This is a genomic window from Nocardia sp. bgisy134, from assembly GCF_965341865.1.
GTDB lineage: Bacteria > Actinomycetota > Actinomycetes > Mycobacteriales > Mycobacteriaceae > Nocardia.
Genome location: NZ_CBDQZP010000022.1, coordinates 23282 through 42558, shown reverse-complemented (window position 1 = coordinate 42558; position 19277 = coordinate 23282). Strand labels below are relative to the sequence as shown.

Below are 19277 nucleotides of genomic sequence, written 5' to 3'. Positions count from 1 at the left end.
AGAACAGGTTCTAAGTTTGGAGGCGAGAGTGGAGCCGACGCATCGGTTCGTGACCACCAACGGTACCCGGATGCACGTCACCGAACAGGGTAGCGGCCATCCCGTGGTGTTCTGTCACGGTTTCCCGCACACCGGGTTCGTCTGGCATCGACAGCTGGCCGCGGTCGCCGCCGCCGGATATCGCGCCCTCGCGCCCGACCTGCGCGGGTACGGCCGGACCGAGGCTCCCGACGACCCGGCGCACTACACGAACGAGGCGGTGGCCGGTGATCTGCTCGGCCTGCTCGACGACATCGGCGCCGAGCGCGCGGTGTTCGTCGGGCTGGATTTCGGCGCCGCCCTGGTGTGGGAACTGGCGCTGCGCGCGCCCGAGCGCGTCGCGGGCCTGATCGTGCTGAACAATCCGTACGCGCCGCGCCCGCCGCGGGCGCCCTCGGAGCTGTGGGCGAAAGCGGCCGCGCGCCATTTCCTGCACCTGGACTATTTTCAGCGGCCCGGCGTCGCCGACGCCGAACTCGGGGCCCGTCCGCGCGAATTCCTCGCCCGCGTCTACTACTCGCTCAGCGCCGACTACCACTACCTCGACACGTGGCGGTTCCCCGCCGAGGGCACCGGCTATCTCGACGTGCTCCCCGAGGCGCCCGCGCTGCCGTGGCGATGGCTCTCCGAGGACGAATTCGACACCCTGGCAGCCGATTTCGAGCGCACGGGTTTCACCGGCGGCCTCAATTGGTACCGCAATCTGGACCGGAACTGGAGCCTCACGGCCGACTACGCCGACGCGCGGGTGACCGTGCCCACCTACTTCCTCTACGGCGAGCGCGACCCGGATATGGAGGGTTTCAGCGGCCGCGATCCGTTGGGGACGCTGCGCGCGTACGTGTCGGATCTTCGTGCGGTGACGAAGGTTTCGGACGCCGGGCACCTCGTCCAGCTCGAACGAAGCGACGAGGTGAACGCGCTGATCACGGCGCATCTCGCCGACCTGGCGCCCGCGACGGCCGACCTCCCGGCCTGACAGCGCCCGGTCATCGCGGCATCGGCGGGACACGACCGGCGACGACCCTGGTGCGGACGGCCGTGAGCACCGTGATCACCAGGACCGTGACGATCTCCAGGAGGTTCCAGGGGAGAGCGTCGGCGGTGGGTTCGACGGGCTGCGGGTCGGCCGCTTGCGGTGGGCGCGCGGGCAGAGCTTGGGGTTCCGGTGCTTGCGCCGGAACAGGTTCGGGCGCGGCCTGCGGGATCGGAACGGGAGTCGGCGGATCGAGGCGGAGCGGAATACCCGGCGTCGGCGGGGTCATCGGCAACAGCAAGAGACACGTGAACAGTGCGCCGCTGCCGAAAGCGCTTCCCGCGGCGCTACCGAGCGCCGAACCGCTGGAACCGGGGCCGACCAGGCCGCTGCCGGTCGAGCTGCCGAGCGCGGACCCGCTGGAGCCGAAGCCGACGAGGCCGGGACTCACGGGGCCGCTGCCGCCGCCGCTACCGAGCGCGGAGCCGAGAGCGAGCGCGGCGCTGCCCGCCGCGGCGCTTCCGGTGCAGGCGGCGCGGACGCTGCCGACATCGAGGCCGAGGGCTTCGGCCGGTGTGGCCGGTGCGAGGGCGAGTTCGGTGTCGGCGGGAGCGACCGGGACGGTCTCGGGCTCGTGCACCGGGGTGTAGCTGCCGGTCGAGGCAGGGAGAATCGGTGCGTAACGCGGCGTGAGGTCCAAAGGGATTGCCGCGGAGACACTTCCGGTGTCGATCGGCTGTGCACCCGCGCTTCCGCTGACGAGGCTCGGCGGAAGGAGGGGCGGAGCCGGTTGGGCGGCGGCGAGTGGCGAATAGGCCAGCGAGGCTGCCATCAGGGGGAGTGCGGCGAGACCGACTGTCGCACACAGGGTTTTCGTGCCCCATGCGCCCGATCGGAGTTCGCCCGATCCGTCCCCGCTGCGGCCGTGTCTACCGGTGCGGAACATCGCCGACGCCGATCGCGGTGGCGGGTGCGGGATTCGGCGTGCGTTCGCCGATCTGCTCGAAACGTGACAGCGCGTACTCGTAGGCGTCCCTCGGGACGCGGTTCCCGCCGGAGAACGGACGGTCCAGGTTGTGGATGGCGAGCACCGCCGCGCCCACCACCACGCCGAGCAGCACGGTCATCGCGACGCTGCGCCTGGTCACCCGCAGGCCGGAGAGCACGGGACTGAGCAGCAGCAGGATGGTGCCGAAACACAGTGCAAGATAGAGGAATCCGGGCACCCCGCCGCCGGTGTCCATGGCCCGGTCGTGCCTGGCCTGCGCGACCCGGTCGAGTCCGGCCAGCGTGTCGGCGGCCGCGTCGCCCGAGGGCAAGGCTGCGACGTCGGCGCGCAGCGTGTCGAAGGTGTCCTGGGTGAGCGGACTGAGCCTGTGCTCGGTGTCCATCACCGCCCACTCCCCGGTGACGACCTGGTCGGTGTACCCGCGCACCGAACTCTGGACGAGCTGTCGATCGGGGTCGGGCAACTCCTGCGCGGCGGCGTAAGTGTCCACCAGCGCTTTCGATTCCGCGACCGTGTGATTGTGCGCGCTCTGGTACTGCTGCCAGCAGATCACCACCACGAAGGCGACGACCGCCGTGAAGAACGTCTTGATGAGGTCGAGAACCAGGGTGCCCGACGCCTCGTCGCTCGTCTGCCGCCACGACTGGGGGCGTAGGCGATCACCCACCACGAAGACCGTCAGCGCCGAGACCGCCGCGGCGACCGGAACGAGGAACTCCAAGGCCATATCGGCACCGCCTTCCACACGACTGAGCCGCCGAGGTGACACCTCGGCGCGACACGTGATCGCGGACAGCAGCGATCGTCAGGTATTCGAGGCGGCGTCAGGGGTGGATGAGATCCCTTGGCGTGTCGCGCATTCGGTGAGTCGCGCGGTATCGGCGTGCTCGCTGGACGCCGCCGCGCCAGGCGACCGGTAGTGTGACCGCATGAGAATCGGGGGAGTCGACTGGCGGCGTGGGGCGCCGCGGTGGTGGATCGCCTGGGTGCTGGGCACAGCGGGACTCTCGGGTCTCTGTTGCCTCGGATTGATCTTTCAGAACGCTGTGGAAGGCTACGAAGACCTCACCCTGATCTTGCTCCTGGCGTTGTTCTCGGCCGGAGTGTCCTGGCTGATCTGCGGACTGGTCGGGTTGATCGCCTATGGCAACGGCAGGTTGAGCTTGGTTGCGCCGCTGCTGGTGGTCTGCGCGGTGGGGCTGGTCTGGACGGGTCTGCCCGAAGATCTGGGGTGGCGGTTGTCGAAGGGCAGCCTCGAACGGGCTGCCGCCGACTGCGTGGTGTCCGATGCCGATGCCCGCTACGGCGTGTACACGATCACCAAAGTCGAGCAGTACCGAGGCGGTTGTCTGTTCGAGACGCGAGGTCTGCTCAGCCTGAGCGGCTACGCGTACATGCCCAACGGCGCGCCGGAATCGCAGGGTGAGTACGAGTACAAGTTCCGTCCTTACGACGGCGTCTGGTTCCGGTACTGGGTCTTCTAGCAGGCCGCGCGCCGACGCACCCCCGCGCGGCCGTCGTCCGTGGCTCAGCGGTACTCCGCCGCCAGCTCCGGGTAGTCCGCCCAGCGCGGCAGCTGGCGGAATTCGAGGTAGGCGGTGAGCCGGTCCAGCAGGTACTGCCAGCGCGGGCCGACGGCGCTCGCGTCGGTGTGAGAGAGGTGGCGGCGGACGAGCTCGAGGTTGGTGACGACGCCGACCTGGGTGAGCCGCAGCTCGAGGAGGCAGCCGTCGACGTGGACGACGAGTTCGTGCGGCGCGACGCAGTGATCGACGCGGACCGCGATCGGGCCGGGCACCGGGCCGTCCGCCGGCTCGATCGTGAAGTTGCCGCTGCCGCCCGACACGGCGCCGAGCCAGCGTTCCAGCTGGCTGCGGGACGTGCACGCCGACCAGACGTCCAGCACCGGCTGACGGTAGGACCGCAGATAGTGCAGCAGCACGCGATCGTCGCCCGTCTTCGCATCGTGCTCGGGTCGCACCTCGCCCAGGATGGACATCGTGGTCATCGCCCTGCCCTTTCGCCGCTGGTCACCATTGCTTTCTCCAGGGTATTTCCCGGGACCGCCCGTCGAACCGCGAACACGCGGATCGCACGCTAATCGGTGAGCAGTTCCGCGGCGGCCTTCTCGATGCCGGTCTCGTCCAGCAGCACCGAATCCGCGGCGGGCCCGAGCGGAACGAAGCTGTCCGCGCTGGTGATCCGCGCGACCCGGCCCGTGAAACCGGCGTCGACCAGCGCCGCGCACACCGATTCGGAAACGCCGCCGCTGTGCCGGGTTTCGTCGGCGATCAGCACCCGCCCGGTGGCGCGGGCATGCGTCAGCAGATCATCGACCGGCAGCGGGCTCAGCCAGCGCAGGTCGAGCACCCGGGTGCGGACGCCGCGAGCCGCGAGCCGCTCCGCCACCCGCAGGCTCATGGGGACGCCGTTGGCGAAGCTGACGATCGTGAGGTCGTCGCCGTCGCCGTAGACGCGGGCCCGGCCGATCTCCACGTGCTCCCCTGCGGCACCTGGCGCGAGCCAGGCGCTGTCGCCCGGGTGCAGGTCCTTGGTGTGATACAGCGCGATCGGCTCGAGGAAGACGCAGACCCGTCCGTCCACCCGCGCCGCCGAGACGCAGGTGCGCAGCAGCGCGGCCGCGTCGTCGGCGCGGGCCGGGACCGCGATCACCAGCCCGGGGATATCACGCAGCGCCGCAACGGAATTGTCGTTGTGGAAGTGCCCGCCGAACCCCTTCTGATAGGCCAGGCCCGCGATCCGCACCACCATCGGATTGCGGTAGCGGCCGTGCGAGAAGAACTGGAGGGTGGCGGCCTCGCCACGCACCTGGTCGGCGGCGTTGTGCAGGTAGGCGAGGTACTGGATCTCCGGAATCGGGACGAAACCGGCGAGCCCCGCACCGAGCGCGGTGCCGAGCACGCTCTGTTCGTCGAGCAGCGTGTCGAAGACGCGGCGCGCGCCGAAGCGCTTCTGCAATCCCTTGGTGACGCCGTACACGCCGCCCTTGCGTCCCACGTCTTCGCCGAACACCAGCACGTCGGGGTCGCGTTCGAGCAGGGCCGCCAAGGTGTGGTTGATCGCCTGCGCGATGGTCATCCCGGGCTCGCCCGCCTGCGCCGGCCGTCGACGGTCCGAACCGGTGAGCCGCACCCCCAGCCGGTGCGTCGCGGCCGGTGCGGGCGTCGTGTCCCGCAGCACGTCGGCGCGCACGGCGTCGGGACGCGCGGGCGCCAGCGGCGCCGTGACGGCCGCGACGGACGTCAATTTCGGTTCCCGCCAGACCAATTCGGCCATGGCCGAGACCCGGTGGCCGATCTCGTCGTAGAGCCCGACGACCTCGTCGGGACTCGCCAGCCCATGCTCGACGAGCAGCCGGGCCGTCGCGACGACCGGGTCACGCTCCAGATCGGCCGCGATATCGGCGGGCCTGCGGTACGCGGTTTCCATGTCCGACCCCGCGTGCCCGAGCAGCCGCACCGTGCGCAACCGCAGGAACGCGGGCGCGCGGTGCTCGCGCACCCAGCGCACGGCGCGTTCGGAGACGGTCAGCGCGTCGATCGGATCGCAGCCGTCGGCGGTGAAATACGCCAGCCCGGGCCGGGTTCCGTAGGCGTGTTCGATCCAGTCCGGCGGGGTGGGCACGCTGATGCCGATGCCGTTGTCCTCGCAGACGAACAGGATCGGCACCGAAATGCCCTGGTGCGCGGTGTGCACGGCGGCATTGACGGCGCCCGCCGCCGTCGAGTGGTTGGCCGAGGCGTCGCCGAAAGTACACAGCACCACCGAATCCCGCGGCCACGCCGGTGTGATGCCGAGCCGCGCCGCGCGCTCGATCGCGAACGCCAGGCCGACCGCTCGCGGTAGATGCGAGGCGATGGTGGAGGTCTGCGGGATGACGTGCGCCGGTTTGCTGCCGAAGACCTTGTGCCTGCCGCCGGAGATCGGGTCGACCGCCGCGGCGACCACGCCGAGCAGGATGTCACGGATCGGATCGAGCCCCCGCACCCGCCGCGCCCGGTGCACGAAGAAGGCCCCCGAACGATAGTGCAGCAGTGCGGGATCGGTGGCCCGCATCGCGATCGAGAGCGCAACATTCCCCTCGTGACCGGACGACCCGATGCTGTAGTACCCGCGCTTGGCCACGCCGAGCCCGCGCGCCGCCAGATCGAGCTGCCTGCTGGTGGCCTGCGCGTCGAACACCTCGAGCAGGGTGGCGCGGGAGATGCCGGGGGCGACGTCATCGTCGCGGGCCGGTCGCGTCGCCAGTGTGCCGATCTCGGCGCGAAAACGCTCGTCCAGCGCCTGTCCCGGATTCGCGCCGGATTCCGGCGACATGCCGCTCATCGCCGGTCCGCGCGACAGGAACTCGGCCGACCGGCACGGGCCGCGTCATCCCGCCGGTGACCCGACGAGCCACCGGCGAAACTATCGACGACCAGGTGCGGCATGCGACCTCCCGTATCGAGAGCGCTCAACGCCGTGCGCTAGGTAGTGCCCGGCGTTGTGCACTCGAGCCTACTCAGCGCCGTGTGCTGGAAACTACGCAGCGTCGTGCGCTGGAAACTACGCAGCGTCGTGCGCTGGAAACTACGCAGCGTTGTGCGCCGGAACGCGTTCAGCGCAAAGCGCTGGCGGCTTCGCGATCCAGCAACCACGTGGTGGACTCCGATCCCGCCGCGCCCGCCGCGGGGATGTCGACCGGTTCGGCCCCGCCGATGGCCGCGGCGACGGCCTCCGCCTTGCCCGCTCCGGCGACGATCAGCATGACGTGGCGCGAGCGACGCACCGCGGGCAGCGTCAGCGTGACGCGGACCGGCGGCGGCTTGGGGGAATTCGTCACGGTGACAACGAGTTCGTGCTCCTCGCGCACCGCGTCGGTGTCCGGGAACAGCGAGTTGACGTGGCCCTCGCCGCCCATGCCGAGCAGGTGCAGGTCGAACGCGCCGTGCTCGGCGAGGTGGGCGTGCACCGCCGTCGAATACTCGGCCGCGGCCTCGACCGGGTCGGGATATTCGCCGTCGGAGGTCGCCACCGGGTGCACCCTGGCGTGGTCGACCGGCACGTGGTCGAGCAGCGCCTGCCTGGCCTGCAGCTCGTTGCGCTCGGGATCGCCCGCCGGGACGAAACGCTCGTCGCCCCAGAAGATGTCGAGCCGCGACCAGTCGATGTCGCCGGGCGCCTTGCGCACCTCCTCGAGCAGCGCGATGCCGGTGCCGCCGCCGGTCAGCACCACCGAGGCGGTGCCGCGCTCGGCCTGCGCCGCCACCACCACCTGCACGAAGCGGGCGGCCGCCGCGGCGACGAGCACGCCCGCGTCGGGGTGCACCTCGACGGTGTCGGCGGGGAGATCGCTGTCGGCGCGCTCCCGACCGGCGTACTGCTGAGCGGTGGGCTCACTCATAGGTCACCTTCTCGATTCCGGCGAGGGCTTCGTGATAGATCTCGTCGGCGTCGAGCCGACGCAGTTCCTCGGCGAGGCAGTCGCGAGTTTCCCTCCGCGCCAATGCGATTCGCTGATCGGGATCGCCGGTGCTGGTGAGCGTCGCGGTGCGCCCGGTCTGCGGGCGTTCGATGGCCATGGTCACCGACGGCCGGTGCACCTCCACCCGCAGCGCGCCCGAGCGCCTGCGCACCGGGCAGCCCAGCCGGGCGGCCAGCCACCCGGCGAGCATGTCCAGCGCGGGCTCGTCGCGCAGGCCCGACACGGTCACCGAGTCGACCGGTTCGAAGGGCGGCTCGTCCAGCGAGGCGGCCAGCAGCGCCCGCCAGTAGGTGATCCGGCTCCATGCCAGGTCGGTGTCGCCGGACGCGTAGGAGGCATGGCGCTTCTTGATCGTCGCCTGCGGGTCCGCCGCGAAGGTGGCGTCGGTGATGCGCCGGGTCGCCAGCCGTCCCACCGAATCCTTGGAGGGGAATTCCGGCGCGCCGCGCGGCCACCACGCCACCACCGGGGTGTCGGGCAGCAGGAACGGAATGACCACGCTGCTCTCGTGGCTCACCAGCTCGCCCTGCAGGCGCAACACGATCACCTCGGCCGCGCCCGCGTCGCCGCCGACCCGGATCTGGGCGTCGAGCTTGGTCTCGGCCTCGCGGTCGCCGCGCGCGAGAACCACCACGCGGCAGGGATGTTCGCGGCTGGCGTCGTTGGCCGCGTCGATCGCGTCCTCGGCCTCGGAGCTGTCCAGCGTGCACACCACGAGGGTGAGCACCCGCCCCATGGTGATGACGCCGTTGCTCTCGCGCAGCTGGACCAGGCGCTTGGTGACCGCGCCGGTGGTGGTGTCGGGCATGTCGATGATCATGGGCGCCGCCATTCCCGGCCGGTGCGCTCCAGCATCTCGTCGGCCGAGGCCGGCCCCCACGTGCCCGCGGGATACGGATCGGGTCTGCCGTCCGCCGCCCAGTGTTCGAGCACGGGATCCAGGATGCGCCAGGACAATTCGACCTCCGCGTTCACCGGGAACAGCGACGGCACCCCGAGCAGCACGTCGAGGATCAGACGTTCGTAGGCCTCGGGGGAGGACTCGGTGAACGCTTCGCCGTAACTGAAATCCATATTGACGTCGCGCACTTCCATGCCCGACCCCGGCACCTTCGAGCCGAAGCGCATGGTGATGCCCTCGTCCGGCTGCACCCGGATCACCAGCGCGTTCTGACCGAGCTCCTCGGTCATGGTCTGGTCGAAGGGAAGGTGCGGCGCCCGTTTGAAGACCACCGCGATCTCGGTCACCCTGCGGCCCAAGCGTTTTCCGGTGCGCAGGTAGAACGGCACGCCCGCCCAGCGCCGGGTGTCGACCTCGAGGGTGATGGCCGCGTAGGTCTCGGTCTTCGACTGCGGGTCGAAGCCCTCCTCGTCGAGCAGGCCGACGACGTGCTCGCCGCCCTGCCAGCCCTCCGCGTACTGCCCGCGCGCGGTGGTCTCGTCCAGCGGTTCCACCAGCTTGGTGGCCGAGAGCACCTTGATCTTCTCGGCCTGCAATTGCTTGGGCTCGAAGCTGATCGGCTCCTCCATGGCGGTGAGCGCGAGCAGTTGCAGCAGGTGGTTCTGGATGACGTCGCGGGCCGCGCCGATACCGTCGTAGTAGCCCGCGCGCCCGCCGAGGCCGATGTCCTCGGCCATGGTGATCTGGACGTGGTCGACGTAGTTGGCGTTCCAGATCGGATCGAACAGCTGGTTGGCGAAGCGCAGCGCCAGGATGTTCTGCACCGTCTCCTTGCCGAGATAGTGATCGATGCGGAACACCGTCTCTTCCGGGAACACCCGGTTGACCAGCGCGTTGAGCTCGACCGCGCTGTCCAGGTCGTGCCCGAACGGCTTCTCGATCACCACCCGCCGCCACGGCTTGCGCCCGGCGATGTCGGGGCCGGACGGCTGGGCCAGCTTGTGCTCGGACAGCTGGTCGAGCACCACCGGGAACATGTTCGGCGGAATCGACAGGTAGAAGGCGTGATTGCCGCCGGTGCCGCGCTCCTTGTCCAGCCTGCCGAGCGTGTCGGCGAGCCTGGCGAAGGCGGTGTCGTCGTCGAAGGTGCCCTTCACGAACCGGATCCCCTCGGCCAGGTGGTCCCAGACCTCCTGGCGGAAGGGCGTGCGGGCGTGCGCCTTCACCGCGTCGAGCACGACCTGCGCGAAGTCCTCGTCCGCGTAATCGCGCCGCGCGAAACCGACCAGCGCGAAACCCGGGGGCAGCAGCCCCCGGTTCGCCAGGTCGTAGATGGCGGGCATCAGTTTCTTGCGAGACAGATCTCCGGTGACGCCGAAGATCACCATGCTGCAGGGTCCCGCGATCCGCGGCACCCGCTTGTCCCGCTCGTCGCGGAGTGGGTTCTTCCAGACAGTCGACGTTTTCGAAGCCGAGCCTGCCATGGAATCAGTTGCTTCCGGTCGACGCTGCGCCCAACTCCTCGGCGGTGGCGGAAAGCAGCTCCTCCCAGGACTTCTCGAACTTGTCGACGCCCTCGCGCTCCAGCACGTCGAACACGTCGGCCAGATCGATGCCCACGGCGGCGAGCTGGTCGAAGACCTCCTTGGCCTCCGCCGCGGTGCCGCGGATGGTGTCGCCGCGGATCTCGCCGTGGTCGGCGACCGCCTCGAGCGTCTTCTCCGGCAGCGTGTTCACGGTGTTCGGGGCGACCAGCTCGGTGACGTAGAGGGTGTCGGAGTAGTCCGGGTTCTTCACGCCGGTCGACGCCCACAGCGGCCGCTGCCGGTTCGCGCCGCTCGAGCCCAGGTGCGCATAGGTGGAGGTGTGCTTGCCACCGTCGAACACGTCCTGGTACTCCGCGTACGCCAGGCGGGCGTTGGCCACACCGGCCTTGCCGCGCAGCGCGAGCGCCGCTTCGGAGCCGATCGCCTCCAGCCGCTTGTCGATCTCGGTGTCCACCCGGGATACGAAGAACGAAGCGACGGAATGGATCTTGGCCAGGTCGTAGCCCGCGCCCTTGGCCTTGCGCAGACCGTCCAGGTAGGCGCCCATCACCGAGCGGTAGCGCGCCACCGAGAAGATCAGGGTGACGTTCACGCTGATGCCCTCGGCGATCACCGCGGTGATGGCGGGCAGGCCCGCCTCGGTCGCGGGGATCTTGATGAACAGGTTGGGGCGGTCCACCGTCTTCCACAGGTCGATGGCCTGCGCGACGGTCTTCTCGGCGTCGAAGGCCAGGCGCGGGTCGACCTCGATGGAGACCCGGCCGTCCACGCCGCCGGAGGACTCGTACACCCCGGCCAGCACGTCGCAGGCCGAGCGCACGTCGTCGGTGGTGATGGTGCGGATGGCCGCGTCGGCGTCGGCGCCTTGCGCGGCAAGCGCTTTCACCTGCGCGTCGTAGGAGTGCCCCTGGCTGAGCGCGCCCTGGAAGATGGTCGGGTTGGTGGTGACGCCGACGACGCTGCGGGTGGCGACCAGCTCGGCCAGGTTGCCGGACTGGATCCGGTCCCGCGACAGATCGTCGAGCCACACCGAGACGCCCGCCGCGGAGAGCGCGGCGAGGTTTTCGTTCTGTGTCATGAGGTGTTATCCCTTCACGTTGTCCAGCGTGCGCTGCGCGGCGGCAACGACCGCGTCTTCGGTGATGCCGAACTCGCGGAACAGGGTCTTGTAATCGGCCGAGGCGCCGAAGTGCTCGATGGACACGATCTCGCCCGCGTCACCGGCGAACCGGTGCCACGGCATCGCGATACCGGCCTCGACGACGACGCGCGCGCGGATCGCGGGCGGAAGCACCTCGTCCCGATATGCCTTGTCCTGCGCGTCGAACCACTCCACACACGGCATCGACACCACGCGGGTGCCGACGCCCTGCGCCTCCAGCGTAGTGCGCGCGGCCACGGCGAGCTGCAGCTCCGAACCCGTGGCGATCAGGATCACCTGCGGGGTGCCGGTGGACGCCTCGGCCAGGACGTAGCCGCCCTTGGCGACGCCCTCGTAGCTGGTGCCCTCCTGGATCGGCAGGTCCTGGCGGGTCAGGGCCAGCGCGGACGGGCCGTCCTGGTGCGGCATCTCGGAGACCGAGAAGTGCGAGGCGTTCTCGGCCGATTCACGCTCCAGGATGGTGCGCCAGGCGTAGGTGGTCTCGTTGGCGTCACCAGGACGGACCACGTTCAGGCCCGGGATCGCGCGCAGCGCGGCCAGGTGCTCGATCGGCTGGTGGGTCGGGCCGTCCTCGCCGAGACCGATGGAGTCGTGCGTCCACACGTAGATCGCGGGCACCCGCATCAGCGCGGCCAGGCGGACCGCGGGGCGCATGTAATCGCTGAACACCAGGAAGGTGCCGCCGTACGGGCGGGTCGGGCCGTGCAGCGCGATGCCGTTGAGGATCGAGCCCATGGCGTGCTCGCGCACACCGAAGTGCAGGGTGCGGCCGTACGGGTCGGCCTTCCACATGCCGGTCGAGATCGACTCGGGGCCGAAGCTGGGCTGGCCGGGCATCGTGGTGTTGTTGGATTCGGCGAGGTCGGCCGAACCGCCCCACAGCTCGGGCAGCACGTCGGTCAGCGCGGCGAGCACCTTGCCGGACGCCTTGCGGGTGGCCATGCCCTTGGGGTCGGGCTCGTGCACCGGCAGGGCGGCGGTCCAGCCCTCCGGCAGCCTGCGCTCGGCGAGCCGGTCGAACAGCGCCTTGTTCTCCGGGTTGGCCGCGGCCCACGCGTCGAACTCCTGCTGCCAGGCCGCGTGCGCCGCCTTGCCGCGCTCGACGGCCTTGCGGGTGTGCGCGATGACGGCGTCGTCGACCTGGAAGCTCTGCTCGGGGTCGAAGCCGAGGATCTTCTTGGTGGCGGCCACCTCGTCGGCGCCGAGCGCCGCGCCGTGCGAGGCACCGGTGTTCATCTTGTTCGGGGCCGGGTAGCCGATCACGGTGCGCAGCACGATGATCGAGGGCTTGCCGGTCTCGGCCTTGGCGGCCTCGACGGCGGCCTCGATCGCGACGACGTCCTCGCCGCCCTGCACGGTCTGCACGTGCCAGCCGTAGGCCTCGTAGCGTGCCGCGACGTCCTCGGTGAAGGCGATGGTGGTGTCGTCCTCGATCGAGATCTGGTTGTCGTCGTAGAACACGACCAGGTTGCCCAGCTGCTGGGTGCCCGCGAGCGAGGACGCCTCGGAGGTGACGCCTTCCTCGAGGTCACCGTCGGACGCCACCACGTAGACGAAGTGGTCGAAGGGGCTCGCGCCCGGTGCGGCGGCCGGGTCGAACAGGCCGCGCTCGCGGCGCGCCGCCATCGCCATGCCGACCGCGGAGGCCAGACCCTGGCCCAGCGGGCCGGTGGTGATCTCGACGCCGTCGGTGTGCCGGAACTCCGGGTGGCCCGGGGTGAGCGAACCCCACTTGCGCAGGTGCTTCAGGTCGTCCAGTTCCAGACCGAACCCGGTCAGATAGAGCTGGATGTACTGGGTGAGGCTGGAGTGACCGCACGACAGCACGAAACGGTCCCGGCCGACCCAGCTGGGGTCGCTCGGGTCGTGGCGCAGCACGCGCTGGTAGAGGGTGTAGGCAAGGGGCGCCAAGCTCATGGCGGTGCCCGGATGACCGTTGCCCGCGTTCTGCACCGCGTCGGCGGCTAGGACACGGACGGTGTCGACGGCCTTGGTGTCCAGATCCGTCCAGTCGTCCGGGTAGTTCGGCTGAGTGAGGGCGCGGATGTCGTCTGTGACTGACACGACCGAGGTTCTCCTGACATTGGTCTCGTCGACGGCGGTGTTGCTGGCGGTGGTGTGAACGCACGGCAGCGGCGGCATGCATACCGGGTGTGTACCCAACCACCCTAGATGTGCCCGCTGAGCGGCATGCCGGGAACCCGCCCAATGCGTCCTACCGGATGAAGTCCGCGGCGTGGCGCGAGCCCCCGAACGGCGCCCGGCGGGCTCGCGCTGGGCGGGGCTCGCGGCGGGCCGATGTCGGCGGGGGTCTACCATCCTCTGTAGTAGTAGCCGCGCCGCATTCGGCTGTCAGGGCGTCGAGGCGGACGGACATCCGGCTCTCGCGCCTCCGTGACAGCGGAATGAGCGAGCTGCTCGTTTCATTGCCGGATGCGATGCACAGCGTGCGAGGAGAGACAGTGCGGATTGGGCAACAGCCGGGTGGCAATGGCGCACACGGCTCCTCCGCGACGGTGCTTGCCGACCGTTTCACTGGTCCCGGCCTGCCGTCCCGGCTGATGCGACGGGTGCTCGCCTATATCGCGCTGACCAAGCCGCGCGTCATCGAGCTGCTGCTCGTCGCCACCATCCCGACCATGCTGCTCGCCGATCGCGGCAGCGACGTGGACATGCCGCTGATCCTGGCCACCCTGTTCGGTGGCTGGATGGGCGCGGCGAGCGCCAACACGCTCAACTGCGTGGCCGACGCGGATATCGACAAGGTCATGAAGCGCACCGCCAAGCGCCCGCTGGCGCGGGAGGCGGTGCCGACCCGCAACGCGTTCGTGTTCGGCGTCGCGCTCGGCATCGGGTCCTTCGCGTGGCTGTGGTGGCAGGCGAACCTGCTCAGCGGCGTGCTCGTCGTCGCGACCATCCTGTTCTACGTCTTCGTCTACACCCTCGGCCTCAAGCGGCGCACCTCGCAGAACGTGGTGTGGGGCGGCGCGGCGGGCTGCATGCCCGCGCTGGTGGGCTGGTCGGCGGTGACCGGCGGCATCGGCTGGCCCGCGGTCGCGCTGTTCGGCGTCATCTTCTTCTGGACGCCGCCGCACACCTGGGCGCTGGCCATGCGCTACAAGGAGGACTACCGCGCGGCGGGTGTGCCGATGCTGCCGGTCGTCGCCACCGAGCGCACGGTGACCAAGCAGATCGTCGTCTACACCTGGCTCACCGTGCTCACGACGCTGGCCCTGGTACCCGCCACCGGCGTGCTCTACGCCGCGGTGGCCCTCGTGGCGGGCGCCTGGTTCCTGCTGATGGCCCACCAGCTGTACGCGGGCGTGCGCCGCGGCGAATCGGTGAAGCCGCTGCGGCTGTTCCTGCAGTCGAACAACTACCTGGCCGTGGTGTTCTGCGGTCTGGCGGTCGACTCGGTCCTCGGCTGGGACACCGTCGGGAGCTTCTTCGGCTGACCCGCCCCCGGATTCGCGAAGGCCGACGCACCGCGTGTGCGTCGGCCTTCGTCGTTCGGGCGGTGATCAAGAGCGGCGGCCGAGGTATCCGTCCGGGCGAACGAGGACGCGCTCGCCCTCGGCGGCGGCGTAGGCGGTGAAGGCGTGCCCGTCGATGTCCACCACGTGCGGTTCGGTGGTCGTCGCGCCCGGCCGGAGCACGGCGATGCTGCGCGCGCCCGGTTCGCTGGGCAGCTGACCGGTCTCGCCGAAGCAGAGCAGTGTCGCGTGCGGTCCGCGGAACAGGTCGAACAGCCGGACCGCGTGTCCGTCGGCGTCCTTCACCGGCGCGTCGGGCGCGCGGTCGCCGACCGCCATGGTCCGGTGATCGCCGGGCGCGCGGTAGCTGATGTCCAGCTGGCGGGTGTCCTCGCCGCGCGCCATGGCGTCCTCGTCGCCCTCCACCAGCTTGTCCAGCAGTTCGGTGCTGAGACCGAGCACGCGGGCCGCCACCGCCCGCCGTTCGGATTCGTAGCTGTCGAGCAGGGATTCGTCGCCATCCAGTGCCTTCGCCAGCTTCCAGCCGAGGTTGTAGGCGTCCTGGATGCCGGTGTTCATGCCCTGGCCGCCGGTGGGCGGGTGCGCGTGCGCGGCGTCGCCTGCGAGGAACACCCGGCCCGCGCGGAAGGTGCGGGCCAGCCGGATGTTCGGCCGCCAGACGGTGACCCAGGCCAGGTCGGTGAGGACGACGTCGGTCCGGCCGCTGTGCCGGTCGACGTAGTCCTGCAACAGGTCGAGGCCCGCCTCCGCGTCCTCGGTCAGCGGCGCGGCGACCTGGAAGTGCTTGCCGCCCGGCAGCGGCGAGAGGGCGATGCCCTCCATCGGACGGTCGGCCGCGGCGGCGAACCAATAGCCGTACGTGTGGTCCAGCGCGTCGGCGCGCACGTCGCCGAGCAGCATGCGCAGCGACTCGTCGGTGCTGCCCTCGAATGGGATGCCCAGCGTCTTGCGCACGGTGCTGCGCCCGCCGTCGGCGCCGACCAGGTACGCGGCCAGGACGGTCTCCCGTACGCCGTCGCGGTCGAGGACCACGGTGACGCCGGAGTCGTCCTGCTCGAACGACACCAGTGCGGTGCCGGTCTCCACCCGCACCCCGAATTCGGCCAATCGGTCGCGCAGGATCGCCTCGGTCCGCGACTGCCCGAGCGTCCACAGGTTGGGGTAGGGGACCGCGGGCGTCGGCGCGACCGGCTCGGCCATCCGGCGCTCGCCGACGAACTCGCCACCCAGGTAGGCGCGCATCACCGGTGTGGGCGCGCCCGCCGCCAGCACCGCGTCGAGCACGCCGAGGTCGTCGAACACCTCGAGCGCGCGCGGCTGGATTCCGTCGCCGCGTGACCCGGCGAAGAACTCGGGGGCCTGGTCCACGAGGCGCACCCGCACGCCCCGCCGGGCCAGATCGATGGCGAGGGTGAGGCCGGTGGGTCCGGCGCCTGCGATGAGTACCTGCACGATGTCTCCATACTGAATCGATATTCACTGAATTCGGATTCAGTATGGGGTTGATACGTTGTGCTGTCAAGGAGGTGGCGCGGGTGGCGACGAACCGCAAGGAGAAGTCGGTCGAGACGGAGCAGGCGCTGAAGGAGGCCGCACTGCGTGTCTTCGCCGAACGCGGCTATCTGAACACCAAGATCACCGACATCACCGCGGCGGCCGGACGCGCGGCCGGCTCCTTCTACAACCACTTCGCGAGCAAAGAAGACCTGCTCACGGCGCTGTTGCGCGATATGGCCGACGCGGGTGACGTGCGCGCCGAAGGGGAAGGCCACGAGCCGGATTTCAGCGATCCCGACGCGGTCAGGTACCACATCGCGGGCTACTGGCAATTCGCGCGCGAGCACGTCGCGGTGCTGCGATCGGTCGATCAAGCAGCCCTGGTCAACGCCGAATTCGCCCGTCGCATGGGGCAATTCGCGCGGGAGCAGCGCGCCGACATCGCCGACCACGTGGAGGGTTTCGCCGCGGCGGGCCTGCGGTTGCCGAGCACGCCCGACGCCAGTCTCGCGATGATGTTCCTGCTCACCCAGGCGCTGCTCGCCGCCGTCGAGGACGGCACCGTCGACTTGGACGACGGTCAGGCCGTGGACGGGCTGACCCGCTTCGTCTACCGCGGGCTCACCGGCCGCGACTACTGAACGGTGCGCCTCCGGGCGCGCCGCGGACCGAAAACATCCCGGACACAACGTGGTCCGGAAGCGGGGTGCTGCCGCGAACGAACGACGCGGCTCCGGAGGGACACCCCGCCCCGGGACGACTCAGGGCAGCAGAACGATCGAACCGGTGGTCTTGCGCCCCTCCAGATCACGGTGCGCCCGTTCGGCTTCCGCGAGCGGGTAGGTGGCCCCGACGCGGATGCGCAGCGTCCCGTTCGCGAGCGCGGCGAGGATATCGCCCGCGCGCCAGAGCAATTCGGCGCGGTCGCGGGTGTAGTGGACCAGCGAAGGGCGGGTCAGGAACAGCGAACCGCCCGCGTTGAGGCGCTGCGGGTCGAAGGGCGGGACCGGGCCGCTCGCCGCGCCGAACAGGGCCAGCGTGCCGCGCACGCGCAACGAGGCGAGGCTCGCGTCGAAGGTGGACTTGCCGACGCCGTCGTAGACCGCCGCGACGCCGACGCCGTCGGTCAGCTTGCGGACGTGGTCGGCGAGGTCGTCGCCGTAGCGAAGCACCTCGGCCGCGCCCGCCTCGCGGGAGAGCGCCTCCTTCTCGTCGGAGGACACCGTCGTGATGACGCGCACGCCGCGCGCGGCGGCGAGCTGGGTCAGGATCAGGCCGACACCGCCCGCGCCCGCGTGCACCAGCACCGTCTCGCCCGGTTCCGGCCGGTAGATCGACTCGAGCAGGTAGTGCGCCGTCATGCCCTGGAGCAGCGCCGAGGCGGCGACCGGCGGTTCGACGCCCGCGGGCACCGGAATCGCGACCGCCGCGGGGACCGCGACTTTCTCGGCGTAGCTGCCCGGCGCGGCCGCCCACGCGACCCGGTCGCCCACCGTGAACTCGGTGACGTCCGCGCCGACCGCGGAGACCACGCCGGTGCCCTCCGCGCCCGGCACGTACGGCACCGGCTGCGGGTACGTCCCGGTGCGGATGTAGGTGTCGATGTAATTGACGCCGATCGCCTCGGTCGTCACCAGCAACTGACCCGGCCCGATGCTCGGCTCCTCGACCTCCGTGTACCGCAGTACCTCGGGACCACCGTGTTCGGAAACCTGAATGGCGCGCATGGCATTCAGTTCTACACCCGCCGGGTCTGGACCACGTCCTACCGGTCGGTAAACTCGCGTGCATGACCGTTGAGACCGCCGCCCCGGCCCCCGTGAAGCTGTCGAGCTCCCTCGTGGACTCGGTGAAGGGATTCCTCGCCGATCACGGCGGTTCGGCCACGGCCGTCCTGCAGCCGATCGGCCGCATCGGCGTGCGCGTCACCCTGGTCGGCGAGGACGGCATCCTCGGCGACCGCGTGGTCGACGACCTGCCCACGGCCAAGCGCCTCGTCGAGGTGATCGACGGCCTGACCGAGGCCGACGAGTGGGATCGTGAGCTCACCTCCGTCGTCACTCCGCGCAAGGGCCACTGGGCGCAGATGGCGGGCTGGGTGGCGAAGCAGACCCGTTTCCCGAAGGCGCGCAACGAGAAGTGATGCGGAGGCCCGGCCGGTCTCAGGACTTGGCGCGGACCACCAGCACCGGGCACGGCGCGTGGTGCAGCAGGTTCTGACTCGTCGAACCGAGGAGCAGGCCGGTGAGCCGGTTGCGGCCCTGGCTTCCCGTGACGATCACCTGGGCGTCCGCCCCGTGTTCGAGTAGCGCGCGGGCCGCCGGGCTCTGCAGCACCATCTTCTCGACTCGAATATCCGGGTATTGGCTCGACCATCCCGCGAGCCGCTCGCTCAACAACTCGTGCTCCTCCTGGGCCAAGGTCTCCCAGGCATCGGGCACCGGCGTCCACTGCAGCAGGTCGGGATCGTTCCACGCGTGCAGGGCGATGACGCCGACGTCGAGCAGCGCGGCCAATTCGAAGGCCCGGCCGACCGCGGCATCGCTGCCGGGACTGCCGTCGACGCCGACCAGGACCGGGCGTTCGTCGGGCAGCGGGTTACCGACGTCACCACGCCATACCACCACGGGGCAGTGCGCTTTGTTCGCGACCCGCAGCGCCGTGGAACCGATCAGCAGGGTGGTGATCCGGTCGTCGGCGGTGGCGGCCACCACCAGCCGCAGCGCGGTCTCGCTCGCCTCGACGAGTTCGTCGCCCGGCACGCCCTCCACCACCGTCTGGGTGATCTCCAGCTCGGGCTGGTCGGCACGCACCGCGTCGACCGCCTCGCCCGCGTGCTTCTTCGCCACGAACCGCAGCGTCGGCAGGATGTCCGCGTCGGCGACGATCGCGGCCGTGATCCGATAGTCGATGGTCGGCACGATGCTGAGGACGACCAGCCGCACGCCCTCGCGCGCGGCGACCGCGCCCGCCCAGCGCGCGGCGGCCAGCGCGGCGGGGCTGCCGTCCACGCCGACGACAATGGACTGCTGATTGGCGAACCTGGTCATCTCGCTGCCCTCCGGTGGTCTCGGCGCTGTGTCTTTTCTCGGACGGTCTTTCTCGGACGCTGTGTCTTTCCTCGGTGGTCGTTGGCTCAACCCTGTGTCTCCACTCTTCCCTTTTAT

General features: G+C 70.3%; 17 protein-coding genes. 5 read left to right on the top strand and 12 right to left on the bottom strand.

Translation table 11 applies throughout. The annotated features are described in order from the left end of the window. Positions 1 to 70 precede the first annotated feature (70 nt). Positions 71 to 1018: an alpha/beta fold hydrolase gene (locus ACRWNM_RS30705; RefSeq protein ID WP_431971717.1), complete on the top strand. Its 948-nt coding sequence runs from the start codon at positions 71 to 73 to the stop codon at positions 1016 to 1018. Positions 1019 to 1028: 10 nt separating this feature from the next. Here the strand turns inward: ACRWNM_RS30705 and ACRWNM_RS30700 are convergent, their stop codons facing one another. Both ACRWNM_RS30700 and ACRWNM_RS30695 read right to left on the bottom strand, forming a co-directional pair. Further along, positions 1029 to 1847, bottom strand: coding sequence for a hypothetical protein (locus tag ACRWNM_RS30700; RefSeq protein ID WP_431971632.1), 819 nt, complete (start codon positions 1845 to 1847; stop codon positions 1029 to 1031). Between the two features lie 97 nt (positions 1848 to 1944). Continuing rightward, positions 1945 to 2751, bottom strand: coding sequence for a DUF4239 domain-containing protein (locus ACRWNM_RS30695; RefSeq protein ID WP_431971631.1), 807 nt, complete (start codon positions 2749 to 2751; stop codon positions 1945 to 1947). A 202-nt stretch (positions 2752 to 2953) separates the two neighbouring features. Between ACRWNM_RS30695 and ACRWNM_RS30690 the strand changes: the two genes are divergently transcribed. Then, complete coding sequence (locus ACRWNM_RS30690) at positions 2954 to 3508, top strand: hypothetical protein (RefSeq protein WP_431971630.1); 555 nt, start codon at positions 2954 to 2956, stop codon at positions 3506 to 3508. 44 nt (positions 3509 to 3552) lie between these two features. Here ACRWNM_RS30690 and ACRWNM_RS30685 read toward each other — a convergent pair whose 3' ends face one another. The 7 genes from ACRWNM_RS30685 to tkt all read right to left on the bottom strand — a co-directional run bounded on the left by ACRWNM_RS30685 (position 3553) and on the right by tkt (position 13183). Next, positions 3553 to 4032, bottom strand: a complete 480-nt coding sequence (locus ACRWNM_RS30685; protein WP_431971629.1) for an SRPBCC domain-containing protein — start codon at positions 4030 to 4032, stop codon at positions 3553 to 3555. Positions 4033 to 4121: 89 nt separating this feature from the next. Further along, positions 4122 to 6371 (bottom strand): thiamine pyrophosphate-dependent enzyme, encoded by a 2250-nt coding sequence (locus ACRWNM_RS30680; protein WP_431971628.1) that lies wholly within the window; start codon positions 6369 to 6371, stop codon positions 4122 to 4124. A 271-nt stretch (positions 6372 to 6642) separates the two neighbouring features. Then, the gene (gene pgl, locus ACRWNM_RS30675) at positions 6643 to 7428 is read right to left on the bottom strand and encodes a 6-phosphogluconolactonase (protein WP_431971627.1); all 786 of its coding nucleotides are present in this window, start codon (positions 7426 to 7428) and stop codon (positions 6643 to 6645) included. Next, positions 7421 to 8329 (bottom strand): glucose-6-phosphate dehydrogenase assembly protein OpcA, encoded by a 909-nt coding sequence (gene opcA / locus ACRWNM_RS30670; RefSeq protein ID WP_431971626.1) that lies wholly within the window; start codon positions 8327 to 8329, stop codon positions 7421 to 7423. Before opcA ends, pgl begins: the two co-directional genes overlap by 8 nt. Next, entirely contained in the window at positions 8326 to 9894 is a 1569-nt protein-coding gene (gene zwf / locus ACRWNM_RS30665) for a glucose-6-phosphate dehydrogenase (protein WP_431971625.1), read from the bottom strand. Before zwf ends, opcA begins: the two co-directional genes overlap by 4 nt. A 4-nt stretch (positions 9895 to 9898) precedes the next feature. Further along, the gene (gene tal / locus ACRWNM_RS30660; RefSeq protein ID WP_431971624.1) at positions 9899 to 11035 is read right to left on the bottom strand and encodes a transaldolase; all 1137 of its coding nucleotides are present in this window, start codon (positions 11033 to 11035) and stop codon (positions 9899 to 9901) included. Between the two features lie 6 nt (positions 11036 to 11041). Further along, positions 11042 to 13183, bottom strand: coding sequence for a transketolase (gene tkt, locus ACRWNM_RS30655; RefSeq protein ID WP_431971623.1), 2142 nt, complete (start codon positions 13181 to 13183; stop codon positions 11042 to 11044). A gap of 398 nt (positions 13184 to 13581) precedes the next feature. Between tkt and ACRWNM_RS30650 the strand changes: the two genes are divergently transcribed. Continuing rightward, positions 13582 to 14574 carry a heme o synthase gene (locus ACRWNM_RS30650; protein ID WP_067835303.1) on the top strand — a complete coding sequence of 331 codons (993 nt, stop codon included), beginning with the start codon at positions 13582 to 13584 and terminating at the stop codon, positions 14572 to 14574. A 66-nt stretch (positions 14575 to 14640) separates the two neighbouring features. Here the strand turns inward: ACRWNM_RS30650 and ACRWNM_RS30645 are convergent, their stop codons facing one another. Further along, complete coding sequence (locus ACRWNM_RS30645; RefSeq protein ID WP_431971622.1) at positions 14641 to 16065, bottom strand: FAD-dependent monooxygenase; 1425 nt, start codon at positions 16063 to 16065, stop codon at positions 14641 to 14643. Between the two features lie 83 nt (positions 16066 to 16148). Between ACRWNM_RS30645 and ACRWNM_RS30640 the strand changes: the two genes are divergently transcribed. After that, positions 16149 to 16751 (top strand): TetR/AcrR family transcriptional regulator, encoded by a 603-nt coding sequence (locus tag ACRWNM_RS30640; RefSeq protein WP_431971621.1) that lies wholly within the window; start codon positions 16149 to 16151, stop codon positions 16749 to 16751. Between the two features lie 120 nt (positions 16752 to 16871). Here ACRWNM_RS30640 and ACRWNM_RS30635 read toward each other — a convergent pair whose 3' ends face one another. Then, positions 16872 to 17837: a quinone oxidoreductase family protein gene (locus ACRWNM_RS30635; protein WP_431971620.1), complete on the bottom strand. Its 966-nt coding sequence runs from the start codon at positions 17835 to 17837 to the stop codon at positions 16872 to 16874. A 62-nt stretch (positions 17838 to 17899) separates the two neighbouring features. Here ACRWNM_RS30635 and ACRWNM_RS30630 point away from each other — a divergent pair, with 62 nt between their 5' ends. After that, positions 17900 to 18253 carry a hypothetical protein gene (locus ACRWNM_RS30630; RefSeq protein WP_431971619.1) on the top strand — a complete coding sequence of 118 codons (354 nt, stop codon included), beginning with the start codon at positions 17900 to 17902 and terminating at the stop codon, positions 18251 to 18253. Positions 18254 to 18272: 19 nt separating this feature from the next. Here ACRWNM_RS30630 and ACRWNM_RS30625 read toward each other — a convergent pair whose 3' ends face one another. Beyond that, entirely contained in the window at positions 18273 to 19160 is an 888-nt protein-coding gene (locus ACRWNM_RS30625; RefSeq protein WP_431971618.1) for a universal stress protein, read from the bottom strand. Positions 19161 to 19277: the final 117 nt, after the last annotated feature.

Excerpts from the sequence above, each read along its gene's own strand:
- ACRWNM_RS30685 (WP_431971629.1), bottom strand. The coding sequence starts at position 4,032 with ATGACCACGATGTCCATCCTGGGCGAGGTGCGACCCGAGCACGATGCG.
- tal (WP_431971624.1), bottom strand. The coding sequence starts at position 11,035 with ATGACACAGAACGAAAACCTCGCCGCGCTCTCCGCGGCGGGCGTCTCG.
- opcA (WP_431971626.1), bottom strand. The coding sequence starts at position 8,329 with ATGATCATCGACATGCCCGACACCACCACCGGCGCGGTCACCAAGCGC.
- ACRWNM_RS30635 (WP_431971620.1), bottom strand. The coding sequence starts at position 17,837 with ATGCGCGCCATTCAGGTTTCCGAACACGGTGGTCCCGAGGTACTGCGG.
- ACRWNM_RS30690 (WP_431971630.1), top strand. The coding sequence starts at position 2,954 with ATGAGAATCGGGGGAGTCGACTGGCGGCGTGGGGCGCCGCGGTGGTGG.
- ACRWNM_RS30700 (WP_431971632.1), bottom strand. The coding sequence starts at position 1,847 with ATGGCAGCCTCGCTGGCCTATTCGCCACTCGCCGCCGCCCAACCGGCT.
- ACRWNM_RS30625 (WP_431971618.1), bottom strand. The coding sequence starts at position 19,160 with ATGACCAGGTTCGCCAATCAGCAGTCCATTGTCGTCGGCGTGGACGGC.
- ACRWNM_RS30695 (WP_431971631.1), bottom strand. The coding sequence starts at position 2,751 with ATGGCCTTGGAGTTCCTCGTTCCGGTCGCCGCGGCGGTCTCGGCGCTG.
- ACRWNM_RS30630 (WP_431971619.1), top strand. The coding sequence starts at position 17,900 with ATGACCGTTGAGACCGCCGCCCCGGCCCCCGTGAAGCTGTCGAGCTCC.
- pgl (WP_431971627.1), bottom strand. The coding sequence starts at position 7,428 with ATGAGTGAGCCCACCGCTCAGCAGTACGCCGGTCGGGAGCGCGCCGAC.
- ACRWNM_RS30680 (WP_431971628.1), bottom strand. The coding sequence starts at position 6,371 with ATGAGCGGCATGTCGCCGGAATCCGGCGCGAATCCGGGACAGGCGCTG.
- ACRWNM_RS30705 (WP_431971717.1), top strand. The coding sequence starts at position 71 with ATGCACGTCACCGAACAGGGTAGCGGCCATCCCGTGGTGTTCTGTCAC.
- zwf (WP_431971625.1), bottom strand. The coding sequence starts at position 9,894 with ATGGCAGGCTCGGCTTCGAAAACGTCGACTGTCTGGAAGAACCCACTC.